The following is a 12,248-nucleotide window of genomic DNA, read 5'->3' as shown; positions in this document are numbered from 1 at the left end:
TACGGATAACAGTAATGGCTGAAGGAGATTGTGCAGCGGCTACATCGTTTTAACAGGAGGAAAAAGGCCGCGAAAGCGGCCATTTCAACGATTATTGAAGTAATTTAATTAATTCTTCCATCGGAATCTTTTTCCTGTGGACTTCATCGTGACAGACGTTACATAGAGTTATCAGGTTAGTAAGTGTATTCTCACCACCATGGGCATGGTGTTCTATATGATGCAACTCAAGGAACGTCCTGGGGTCATTAGCCGTTTTTTTGCTATGCGACCAATGGCAGTTCCTACATGAATGGTTATCTCTCTCTAGAACACTTACACGAACGGGATCAGGAATTTTCCGATCATGAACTTCCGCCTGCCGGTCCTCTTCGAGTAGATAAGCTCCAACCTCTAACTCTGGACGACCAGAGTTTTTAGTAGCAATAGGCCAACCATCTTCTGTTCTTAATTCACGGGTTCTGCGAGCCCATTCTTTACTATCATTTGCAAGATAACGCAGCTCTTCACCGGTAACAGGACGGCCTACATTTTTTCTAAGATAGGAAAGGATTTTATCTTTCGTTGAGATTTTGCTGCGGCGAAGAACGTTTGCTTCATTCCAACGAAGCGCAGCTTCTCTATCCTGATCCGTTGCCACCAAAGCATAAACGTCGGTTTTGAGGCACTTTATAGATGTGATCTGGAGTTCTTGTAGGGTGATTTCCTCCTGTTCGATCATCTCTTTAACTGTCGTTCCACTTAAAACTGACCAGCCAAACTGAACTCGCAACTCACGGATTCTGCGAGCATATTCACTTATACCTGCGACAACCATTAATTCATCACCGTGAATGATGGTTTTGGGGTATTTCAGCAAATATGCCAAGATGCGATCTCGTGCAGAATTGCAATTTTCCTCATTCAATAGAGAACTGCCTAAATCGCGTAACAAGTGGTTTGCTGGAACGAGTGAAAGTACCTGTTCTCTTAGGGAGTTCTCTAGCAACTTATGCTCAAAATCAGCAATTAGTGCTAAAAGTTGTTTACGCAGCGTTTCCGGTTCGCTCTTCTTCGATCTTCTCGCCATCTTTGATTCTGCATTCCATTAGATTAATAACATATGATGCAATTTTTTGAGCAAAAACAGGTGGAACAGCATTACCAATCTGGCGAGCAATTTCTGTTTTCGTGCCCTCAAAAACAAAACTATCCGGAAAACTCATTAAACGCGCAGCTTCACGGTGCGTGATTGGACGGTGTTCTTCTGGGTGGAGATAGCGTCCTTTTTCCGGCTTAAAAAATTCTGTTCGAATAGTTACAGAAGGACGATCCCACCACAGACGGCCAAATAGGTCTGTACCGCCAGATGTTTTCTTTATCCAGCATGCAGGGGTAATATCAGGTCTGTTTTTTTGTAAGTCAAATCTGTTACCTCCTACCGGAACGGCACGGTAGCGCTCTTGCGATAGCGCGGTCGGATTTCTACCAAAATGAAGATCTAATGGAGGTTTCACATCCCGAATTTCTGTGCCTACTGGCTTAGGAAGATCACTGATGAAATCTTTTACCGTTAACCAGGCAGGGAGAACACCCGGTTTTTCCGGATTTTGATGAGACGGTGAAGGTGGGAACGTAGGAATTGTGTCGAGATTAAATCGTTGTTTCTTGATCCCAATGGCAATAGCACGCTTACGGGTCTGGGGAACGCCATAATCAGCAGTATTAAGCACGCAAGGATTCAGCAAAACAAACCCTATACTCTCTGCTCGAGCACAGATATCAGCGAACTCATCGCTCGACAGTAACCCTGGTACGTTTTCCATAACAAATACTGAAGCTGATGACCTTTCAATGATATCCATATAAGGCTCCCATAGTGCACGACGATGGTCGCCTTCGCGGTTTTTATTTAACAAGCTGAACCCCTGGCATGGAGGCCCACCGATGACAATGTCGGCCATTGGGATCGGGTTGTCAGCGATCCATTCGTCTATGTTCGCAACAATCCCATGATTACCAAAGTTTGCGTTATAAGTCTTTATCGCAGCTTTGTCGTTATCAATTGCTAGAATGCTTTCGAAATGAGTGCCATTTGCATCTTTCATGAAGCCGCAGGACAACCCACCAGCACCACAAAACAAATCGATGACCTTTAATTTATTGATTATACTCATTAAAACACATTCCCAATTTTGCCATGGTTTACTATCTTCGAGTGTATCATAAGACATGGCTGTTTTTATGTACAGTATACGATTATATCCTCACATTCGCCCAGCATGGCACTAATGAGAACACGAGACGGCTTGTCCAGAGCCTAAGGTTATTTCTCAACCTTTGGGCGAGCCCATTCACAACTGGAAGATGTACCCTCATCAATCGTACATTTATGATATGTTCAAATTATTCTCGCTTATTTCATTGAATTTAATGAAAAGTGATTAAGCCCGATTTACCGTACAACACCTTTTCGCCCGCACTTTATGATTAATGTAGTCAACTTCATCAAAATGCAGAAGATCTTGGATCATACGAAAATTGCACAAGCGATGGTCTTTGCACACTTCGCTCCTCAATACATGCAGGACGCGATTTCGCTTAACCCGTTTCAGGGTGCTAATGGTGGTAAGAGTATCCACAATGTGCCCACATTAGTCGCTTAATATGGTTTTTGACTGCCAGTAATAATGCGTGAAGCCTTGTCTGGCGCGGGCTTCCAGTTACACCAGACATTAAAAAGGCTCCCTCAGGAGCCTCTCTGAACATCACGCCGTAGCAGGCAAACTAAAGCTCGAGATACTCTGGGACAGCTGCTGCGCCTGCTCCTCCAGCGAGGCCGCAGCGGCGGCGGATTGCTGCACCAGCGCCGCGTTCTGCTGGGTCACACCGTCCATCTCCGTTACGGCCTGCCCAACCTGACCAATCCCGCGGCTCTGCTCTTCTGAGGCAACCGAAATCTGTTCCATCAGCGTATGCACTTTATTCACAGAACTGATAATAGAATCAATCACCTCTCCCGAACGATTCACCAGTTGTGCACCGTTTTTCACGCTGGAAACAGACTGGGCGATAAGGCTTTCGATATCTTTCGCCGCCACCGCGCTTTTTTGTGCCAGGGTGCGCACTTCACTTGCTACCACGGCAAATCCTCGCCCCTGCGCGCCAGCACGCGCCGCTTCAACGGCCGCGTTTAGCGCCAGAATATTAGTCTGGAAAGCAATGCTGTTGATGACGCTGGTGATGTCCTCAATACGCTTCGAATTGGACGCGATAGTATTCATCGTTTCGATGACTTCACGGGTTACCGCTTCACCGGTATGGGCATTTTTCACGGCATCCTGCACCAGCTTACCGGCCTGGAAAACGTTGTCGGTGTTATTCGCCACCGTCGCGCTCAGCTCTTCCATGCTGGCGGCCGTCTGGGTCAGGGCCGAAGCCTGTTGCTCGGTACGGGAGGCCAGGTCGATATTGCCGGAGGCAATTTCCTGCGCCGCATGCGTCACAGTGTGGCTGGCATCGCGCACCTGAGAAATGGTGGAGAGCAGCGCCTGGCGCATCTGCTCCATCGAGGACATCAGGTGATCGATTTCATTCCCGGAATCACGCTTGATCGGTACCGGTACGTCCAGCTTCCCGGCCGCAATCTGGCGACAGTGCTCGCGCGCCAGGTTCACCGGCGCAAAGACCACGCGTTTCATCAGCAGGCTGACGGCGAAGATCACCACCACGAACAGCACCGCAATGCAGGCGATAATAACCAGACCCGACACGAAATTATGGCTCGCATCCTCGTTCAGCGTTTTGGCGTACTTCTGGTGAACGGAGAGAACCTGATCGAGCACAATTTCATATTGGCGATCGAGTCGAGACACCACGGGAATAAGAGCGTTGAACCGCGACACATCGTGAGCGGCGGCAGCGGCGATGAGAGGCGCCAGTCCCTGGTTACGGTAGTTTTGCCACGCCTCCTGGTAGGCAGTGACCAGCGGGGCTTCGTCCGGCAAACGCGGCGAGGCCATAAACGCCGAAAATGCACTATCGGCTTTGGTCAGCGCCTCTTTAACCGAGGCCAGTTTCGCAGACGGGTCGGTAGCGTCCCCCGCTTCCACCATTTTCACATACTCCATAACCCTGACCCGCAGGGTTCGGCTGTGGTTAATGGGATCAATAATGGACAGAACCACCTGAATTTCTTTGTTCACATTATCCAGCGAAGTATTACTTTTAATGATGAGCCCAACGCTGGTGATAGTGCTGGCCACAAAGAAGAAAAGCAGGGAAAACAGGATAATCAGGGATGATTTTTTCAACGACATAACACACCTCAGGGATATAATTTCCCTTTGGTTATCGGCTGAATCCAATCTTTAATTAATTAAAGTTATTGATGTCACCCTCAGACGTTACCCTGTCACTCTACGGCCTTGTATCGCCGTTGCAGGGTGGCATCCAGCTTACGCTGGATCGGCTCCGGCGTTTCCCCTTCAATCAGTTTGCCAATCAGATCAAAGCAGTGCCAGGCGAGCTGGCGGTTATCCTGACGAACGGTATCGACAGGAATGGTCAGAGAATCATAGAGATAGTGATCGTCAAAGCTGGCCAAACGCATATCGCTTTGCAGCAGATTATGTTGCCCCATATAGCGCAACACCCCTTCCAGCAGACCGCAGGCGGCGGTAAAAAGGGCTTTTGGCGGGCGGCCCAGGCGTGCGCAAAGCTCGGCAAACATTTCGTAGCCGGAGCTCGGATGGTAATTACCATGAATGATCCACTCCGGACGTAACTCGACGCCAGCGTCACGCAGCCCCTGCTTAAACCCTTCAAGACGGTCACGCGTCGGGGAAAGCCGCGGCTGACCGCCGAGGAAGTAGAACTCATCCGGATGCTGGCGCGCGATGTCGGCCACCAGTGTGGCGGTTGGGGTAATTGAATCGGTGAGAACCAGCGGCAGAGAACTGTCGTTCATATGGCGGTCAAAGAGCACAACGGGCAACTGTTCGCTCAGCTTTTGATAGTCCGCGTCGTTGAGCATGCTGGAGGCGACAATCAGCCCGTCCACCTGGCGGGCCACCATGTTATTGACCACCACCGTCTCCTGGCCCGGATTTTCATCGCTACAGGAGATCAGCAGCTGAACACCCGCCTCGCGGCAGAGGGTCTCCAGCTCATGAGAAAAAACGGCAAACCCGTAGTTGGTGATTTCCGGCACCACCAGACCAATGGTGTGGCTGCGGTTGTCCCGCAGCGAACGGGCGTGAATGCTGGGCTGATAATGATGTTCTTTGGCAATCGCCAGCACACGCTCGCGTGTCTCCTCCGCCACCCGAAGCTCTTTGCTGCGGCCGTTCAGAACCAGGCTGGCGGTGGCTTTTGATACCCCCGCGAGCTCCGCGATATCTTTAATGGTGACGCGTTTTGTTTTTCTCACAACGACTTAGATCCGGCTGCCAAAACCTCTATTCTATCATGCAGCTGCGCAGCGACCAGTAGCGTAATGTGATATCGGACGCACCTTCGAAGCGTACCTGGGCCGGATGGTCAGGAAAATAGCGGCTGCTCATGACGCCTTCACCGTGATTGATGAAAATTTCGACGCTGGAACAGTCGCACAGCACGCGTAAATGATGAACATTGCCCTGCCAGTAGCGGGTCAGCGTGTCTGTGGTTTTCAGACTGGCGCGTTCCAGACGGATCCCCTCATCATCCACAATCAGCCGCAACGCGCCGGCAAAATCCACGTTCACGCTCGATGCGCTCAGTTCGAACTCAAGACGCGCTCCCGCCAGCACCGGGGCATCGCTGGCGCGTCCCTGCCAGTGATGTTCATCCTCGCGCAGCGTTTCCAGCTCACGAACCGGGGTTTGCCAGAGCTTACCGTCGCGGTAGCGCAGTTCGCGAGGACAGGTCATCTGGTGGATCCAGCCGTGCGCCCGCGTAGGCTGGAGCATCTCTTCGCCGTCCGGCACGCCCATCCAGCCGATGAGGATGCGGCGGCCATCTTCTGCCACCGTGGTTTGCGGCGCGTAAAATTCGAAACCGGCGTCAAGCTCATGCAGCCCGCCGTGCGCAAATGCAGGCGTTTGATAATCAAATGCCCCACTCATCCAGACGGCCGGATAAGTGTTGAGATAGCGATGCGGTTCGCGCGCCAGCCCCTGCGGGCAGCAGATCAAGACGTGTGTGCCATCAAGCTCAAACAGATCCGGGCACTCCCACATATAGCCCGCGTCCGTGAGTCCGTTGACGCCGTGACCGGCGATTTCGCCGCAGGACGCCCAGGTGTGTAAATCGGCTGACGTAAACAGCAGCACCTTGCCGCGCTGCTGTCGATCCTGCGCGCCGAGCACCATGTACCACAGCCCGTCATGCCACCATACTTTCGGATCGCGGACGTGCCCGGTGTACCCGTCCGGCAGGGGCAACACCGGTCCCTGTTTGGCAAACGTGCCATCGTCATTTTGCACCGCCAGACACTGCCAGGCGGTGCGGCCGCCATCGTCAAACTTAACGTTGCCGGTATAGCACAGGGTCAGCACGCCGTTGTTATCCACGGCACTGCCGGAGTAACAGCCATTGCGGTCATACTCTTCGTCAGGCATCAGCGCCATTGGCTCGTGCTGCCAGTGCACCAGATCTGCTGAGCTCCAGTGCCCCCAACACTTGTAGCGATGATCGCAGCCCAGCGGGTTCCACTGATAAAACAGATGGTAGCGCCCGGCAAACCAGATAAACCCGTTCGGATCGTTCATCAGCCCTGTCACCGGTGCGGGATGCCACTGCGGATAGTGGCTGTCCGCCAGCGCACGCGGCTGGCCTTGCATAACGGCCTGCAACACGGCAGGCCAGCGGGAAGATAAGGTCATTATTCAGAGTCCGTTTTATATTTCAGCAGCAGAGAGACGGTGAACGCCACGCCAAAGGCAATCACCATGCCGATTATATAGTTGAGCAGCGAGCTGGCCTGGACAATCGCCATGCCGGGAAGCGCCGTCAGGCCAACGGCGGTCATGTAGACATGCACCGACACCACCCAGGCACCGCCCGCCGCACCACCGATCAGCGCCGCGATAAACGGCTTCACAAAACGCAGGTTGATGCCAAAAATTGCCGCTTCGGTGATGCCCAGCATCGCGGAAAACGCCGACGGTAAGGTAATGGCTTTGATTTTGGCATCGCGGGTTTTGAACCACACCGCCAGACACGCCCCGCCCTGCGCCACGTTCGCCATCGCCCAGATCGGCAGCAGGAAGTTAACGCCAATCGACGGATTACCCAGCAGCCCGGCCTCAATGGCGTGGAAGCTGTGGTGAATGCCGGTAATGACAATCACCGAATAGAGCCCACCAAACAGCAGCCCGGCCAGCCAGCCCGCGTGGGCAATCAGAGTGCTAAGAATGAAGGAGATTCCGTCGCCCAGCGCGCGTCCCGCCGGGCCAATAATCAACAGCGCAATGAAGCCGGAGATAATGACGGTCAGGAACGGCGTCAGGATCAGATCTAACGCATCCGGGATCGCCCGGCGCAGCTGTTTTTCCACAATGCTCATAAACCACACCGCCAGCAGCACCGGGAAGACGGTTCCCTGATAGCCAATCATGGCGATTTCAAGACCGAAGAAGTTCATGGTGTGGAAGCCGGACGCTACGCCCCAGGCGTTGGTCAGCGCCGGATGAGTCAGGATGCCGCCGAGCGTTGCCCCCAGATACGGGTTGCCGCCAAACTCCCGCGCGGCGGTGAAGCCAATCAGGATCGGCAGAATAATAAACGCCGCCGAGCTGCACATATCCAGCATGATATAGAGCGCGTTATCCGGATTAACCCAGCCGTAGGTTTTAACCATCCCCAGCAGGCCCATCAGCAGACCCGAGGCCACGATCGCCGGGATAATCGGCACGAAGATGTTGGAGAGCAGACGCGCGATACGCTGGAACGGGTTCAGCTTGCGGGCCGCAATATCCGCCGCTTCCGATTTACTGGACTCGCTAATCCCTGCCGCCTGAATAAACGCGGCGTAAACCTTATTCACCACCCCGGTGCCGAAGATCACCTGCATCTGCCCGGCGTTTCGAAAACAGCCTTTCACGCCTTCAACCTTGCCGATAGCCTGCTGGTCGGCAAGCGCATCATCGACCAGCACCAGACGAAGGCGCGTGGCGCAATGTGCCGCGCTGGCAATGTTCTCTTTGCCACCGAGCAGCGGAATAAGCTCGCGCGCAATATGATTAAAATCCATAGATACCTCTTCCTGACCTCTTTTTATGGTGTTCGAAACGCCCCCGCGATGCGGGAGCGTGAAGGGTTAAAACCAGGTTTCCATCTGCACCCCAAAGTTCCATTCCCCGCCCGCGTTGAAGCCGCTGCTGCCAAAGGCGTCATCGCTGGCGTAGTTATCCAGCTTGCTGCTCCAGTCCATCCAGGTGGCGAACAGGCGCAGCTCCGGACGGCTGAAGAAATCGCCAATTTTGCCCGCCTTTAACGTCGGGGCGAAGGTCAGCTTGTAGAAGCTACCGTTAACCGCATTGCGATCCTTGTAGCCTTCCGGGCTTAAATCCATGTACTGATAGCTGCCTTCGAACGCGAGGGCGAAATTCTGGGTCACCTCTTTGATCAGACGCGTATTGAGCGTGACCCACTCATAGCTGTCGCCCTTCACGTAGCGGTCCTTACTGCTTTGCGCCAGCACGGCGGGCGCAATGTGCCAGCCACCGCCCAGCGGCGTGACACCGTAACTTGCAAAACGCCAGGTATCGGCTTCTGACAGCAGCGCGCCGTCTGAACCAATGCTTTTCACCTCGGCGCCCAGACCGTGGCCGTAAAGCAGAGCCGTTTTGGCGGAACCTTCCCGCAGGCCGTAGAAGCTCTCGTTATGCAGACCAACCAGCGCATGTACCCCGTTATTGGCCGCGTCGGTTTTAATCGGATCGCCGTTGCTGTCCTTACGGTCGTCATTATCTTTTGCCCGTAAGCCGCTGACCATCATCTGCACCGGCCCGGCGAAGTGATTCATGCTGAGGATGTAGTTCTGAACGTTGTTGTCGATCTCCTCTTCGCTGCCGAAGTTACGGCCATAAAGGGAGAAGTTACTGCGCAGCGTATCGTTCCACTTCACGTCGTAGACGCCGCCGCCGGTCCCGGCGAGAAACACCACGTCGGAATCCAGCCAGTGAATGTCGAAGTTGTCGCGGTCAAAACGCTTACCCGCCCAGAAGGTACTGCCCTTCAGCGCACCGGTAAAGTCTGGCAAATTGCCCAGCTCGGCAAAGGCCTGACGAATGTTCAGGTCGCTGCTGTCTGCCGACCAGTCGTTATAGGTTTTCTGACCGTCGGCCAGCATCGCCTTAAAGCGCGTCGTCGCACCATTCTCCATCGTCTGTTTGTGCTCAACATTCAGCTCAACGTAGGTATCCGCTTCGTTCCCCAGACGCCCGATGGCCCCGCCAGTTTCCCCGGCGGGCGTCAGATAAGGGCCGCTTTTGCTGCTGGAGGCCGCGTCGTTCATCAGCAGGCCGGAACGGGCGTAACCGTGAAATTCAAAACCGCCTGTCCGGTCGGCTTTTTCTTCCAGCACCGTGGTACGTTGCGCCACCGCCTGTGTGGAGGTTTGCGCTTCCTGCTGCGCAGCCACCAGCTGCTGTGTTTTCTGTTCCGCTGCCGTGGCGCGCTTTTCAGCAACCTGCGCGCGGGTTTCCGCCTCCTGCAAACGCTGCTCCAGCGCCGCCAGGCGCGCTTCGATACGTGTCATATCAGTCTGGGCAAAAACAGAGGTACTCCCGGCCAGCATGCCTATCATCACGGCAAGTCTGCGTTTTTTATACATTTTGTCGCATCCCTAATAACTATCGGTGAAAGTGCTAAATTGCTAAACCGGTTTAGGCTGATGATACTAAACCGTTGAATTTTGGATCGGCAACGTTTTTTGCTAAACCGTTTTAGTAAGTGTGATCGAGACGACAATTCAGGCCGCCGACCGGAGGCCTGGAGAGGTGAATTACAGTTCGTGATGATAAGGCAGCGCGGTCATTGCCCCTTTTGCGGTTGTCGCCAGCGCCCCACAGCGCTGCGCCAGCGTGATGACCTCTGAAAGACGGGCCTGGCCATCACGAGCCAGACCGAACAGCAGCCCGGCGACGAAAGCATCCCCCGCGCCGGTGGCATCAATGCATTCCACGGGTGATGCAGGATAGTGCGTCAACGCGCCTTTCTGCCAGGCGGTTACGCCCTCTTTTCCCTGCGTCACCAGCACCAGCCTGGCCGGACAGGTGCGCATCAGCGCCGCCAGCCCCTCATGGACCTGCGCATTTCCGGTTAAGAACGCCAGCTCTTCCACCGAGATTTTCACCACATCTGCACAGGCTAATGCCCGCTCAAGACACTGACGCAGCTCGACTTCATCGTGCCAGAGATCGGCGCGGATATTGGGGTCAAAGCTGACAAATCCCCCCGCCATTCTGATAGCGGACATCGCCTGAAACGTCGCGGAACGGCTGGGTTCGGCGCTGAGCGCGATAGAGCAGACGTGCAGCCACTCCCCGGCGCGGAATGGCGGGAGATCGGCAGAGTCGAGGAATAAATCAGCGCTCGGGCGAACCATAAAGGTAAAGGAACGTTCACCGTCGTTATCGAGATCCACCACCACCGTGGAGGTGCGATGCTGCGGGTCCAGGCGCAGCCATTCTGTATTAACCTGCTCATCCGCAAGCGTTTTTTGCATAAAACGCCCGAAGGGGTCGTCGCCCACCCGGCCTATAAAGGCGCTTCTGCCTCCCAGACGCGCTACCCCTACCGCAACGTTGGCCGGTGCGCCGCCAGGACATTGCAGCAGTTTGCCCTCTCCGTCGGGCAACAGATCCACCACGGCATCGCCAAGTACCCAGATCGTCTCCATATCACCTTCTTAGCTAAATCATGTTAAACCGGTTTAGCTATTTAAGCACAGGCAGGGTGTCGGGGAAATATGGCGAGGGAAAATTTGCTTAACCCACCCGATGGGGCCAGTGGATATCACCTACGCCATTGAGCTGCGGGCGGGCGAACAAAAAGCCCTGGAAGCGGCGAATACCGGCGGATTCAAGCCAGCACCACTCTTCTATCTTCTCAATGCCTTCTGCGACCAGCGTAATCTCCAGATCGGTGCAGCAGCTGATTATCGACTTCACAATCGCCTGCTTGGGCCCGCTCAGGTGGATATCGCTGACGATCTCTCTGTCGATTTTGAGCTTATCCGGTTGAAACCGGGTGAGCAGTGAAAGACCAGCATAGCCGGAACCAAAATCATCTATCGCCAGCCCAACCCCTTCCGCGCGCAGCTGTTTAATGGCGCTGTTAAACTGGTTAAAGCCGGAAATCATCTCGCTCTCAGTGACTTCAATGACCACCTGCTCAGGCTGTAGATTGTACTTTTTGATCTGCGTTACCAGGAACTCTACCGCGCCCGGCACGTTAACCAGCGACATTGGCAGCAGGTTAACCGCCAGTTTGTGGCTGCCGATGCCGAGCTTTTGCGCCAGCGCAAAGGTCCAGGCTTTGGTTTGCAGGTCGACTTCGTAAATCTGTTCACGATCGAGACTACGGAAGAAATGCTCCGGGCTGCCGCCGTCGTTTCCGCGTATAAGCGCTTCGAGAGAACTGATTTTGCCTTCGGACGGCTCGACAATGGGTTGCAGCGCAAACTGGCAGGGCTGTCCCGCCAGCAGACCTAACCCTTTACCAAACGGCGCGCGCTCTCGCGAAAGCGTCCATTTATCAGGCTCATAGTCCGAAGCGGGTGGGATAGCGGTTTTGCCGGTGATAAAGGTCTGAATAAATTTGAAGACCCGATCCTCAGAAGTCAGATAGCTTTCCAGCTTGCTGTAATGCAGAACCGACGCCAGAACCGCTTTCGGGGTCTGAACGTCCAGGTCAAACAGCAGCATTCCCACGTCTTCGAAACGTCTGCGCGGGCCGTAATCGCGCATCAGCTCCACCACGCCGGTATGCCGGTCATCCGCACGGATGGTGTTAAAAAGCGCGACGACGCGCTGTTCCGTGCCTTCGAGAATTTGCAGAACGTCACGTCCACGGGAGAGAAGAATGCCTGAGATGCCCTGCTCCGTATTACGGATCCTGGCCTGTTCAACCAGCGCGCTTAACGCTGCGGAGGTGCAGGTTAAGCTCAGCTGGCTTCGATAAATAAGAGTTGTCAGCACAGAAACGGGGTCCGGTATGGGGTATATGCCTGAACGGTACTGTTTAACACAGTTCCCCGGTGTGACCTAATCTATTCCACG

9 protein-coding genes are annotated in these 12,248 nt (G+C 54.2%); all 9 read right to left on the bottom strand.

Going from position 1 to position 12,248, the window contains the following annotated elements:
- Positions 1–91: 91 nt before the first annotated feature.
- Complete coding sequence (locus ACOTYH_RS08590) at positions 92–1,069, bottom strand: HNH endonuclease (RefSeq protein ID WP_039270738.1); 978 nt, start codon at positions 1,067–1,069, stop codon at positions 92–94.
- Positions 1,026–2,213: a DNA cytosine methyltransferase gene (locus ACOTYH_RS08585; RefSeq protein ID WP_225986318.1), complete on the bottom strand. Its 1,188-nt coding sequence runs from the start codon at positions 2,211–2,213 to the stop codon at positions 1,026–1,028. The genes ACOTYH_RS08590 and ACOTYH_RS08585 overlap by 44 nt, the downstream gene beginning before the upstream one ends.
- 534 nt (positions 2,214–2,747) lie before the next feature.
- Positions 2,748–4,298, bottom strand: coding sequence for a methyl-accepting chemotaxis protein (locus ACOTYH_RS08580; RefSeq protein ID WP_032671157.1), 1,551 nt, complete (start codon positions 4,296–4,298; stop codon positions 2,748–2,750).
- Between the two features lie 95 nt (positions 4,299–4,393).
- Positions 4,394–5,410 carry a LacI family DNA-binding transcriptional regulator gene (locus tag ACOTYH_RS08575; protein WP_017693400.1) on the bottom strand — a complete coding sequence of 339 codons (1,017 nt, stop codon included), beginning with the start codon at positions 5,408–5,410 and terminating at the stop codon, positions 4,394–4,396.
- Between the two features lie 28 nt (positions 5,411–5,438).
- Entirely contained in the window at positions 5,439–6,845 is a 1,407-nt protein-coding gene (locus tag ACOTYH_RS08570; RefSeq protein ID WP_047637333.1) for a sucrose-6-phosphate hydrolase, read from the bottom strand.
- Positions 6,845–8,215, bottom strand: coding sequence for a sucrose-specific PTS transporter subunit IIBC (locus ACOTYH_RS08565; RefSeq protein ID WP_003857085.1), 1,371 nt, complete (start codon positions 8,213–8,215; stop codon positions 6,845–6,847). The genes ACOTYH_RS08570 and ACOTYH_RS08565 overlap by 1 nt, the downstream gene beginning before the upstream one ends.
- A gap of 66 nt (positions 8,216–8,281) precedes the next feature.
- Positions 8,282–9,799 (bottom strand): carbohydrate porin, encoded by a 1,518-nt coding sequence (locus tag ACOTYH_RS08560; protein WP_421637680.1) that lies wholly within the window; start codon positions 9,797–9,799, stop codon positions 8,282–8,284.
- A gap of 171 nt (positions 9,800–9,970) precedes the next feature.
- A complete protein-coding gene (locus ACOTYH_RS08555; protein WP_421637679.1) occupies positions 9,971–10,867 on the bottom strand; it encodes an aminoimidazole riboside kinase in 897 nt (298 codons plus the stop codon).
- 88 nt (positions 10,868–10,955) lie between these two features.
- Positions 10,956–12,167, bottom strand: a complete 1,212-nt coding sequence (locus ACOTYH_RS08550) for a diguanylate phosphodiesterase (RefSeq protein WP_032669855.1) — start codon at positions 12,165–12,167, stop codon at positions 10,956–10,958.
- Between the last annotated feature and the right edge of the window lie 81 nt (positions 12,168–12,248).

The organism is Enterobacter cloacae complex sp. SHL001, assembly GCF_049236825.1.
Lineage (GTDB): Bacteria > Pseudomonadota > Gammaproteobacteria > Enterobacterales > Enterobacteriaceae > Enterobacter > Enterobacter hormaechei_C.
The sequence above is the reverse complement of the archived record's forward strand: the minus strand, read 5'-3'. Positions and strand labels throughout refer to the sequence as shown.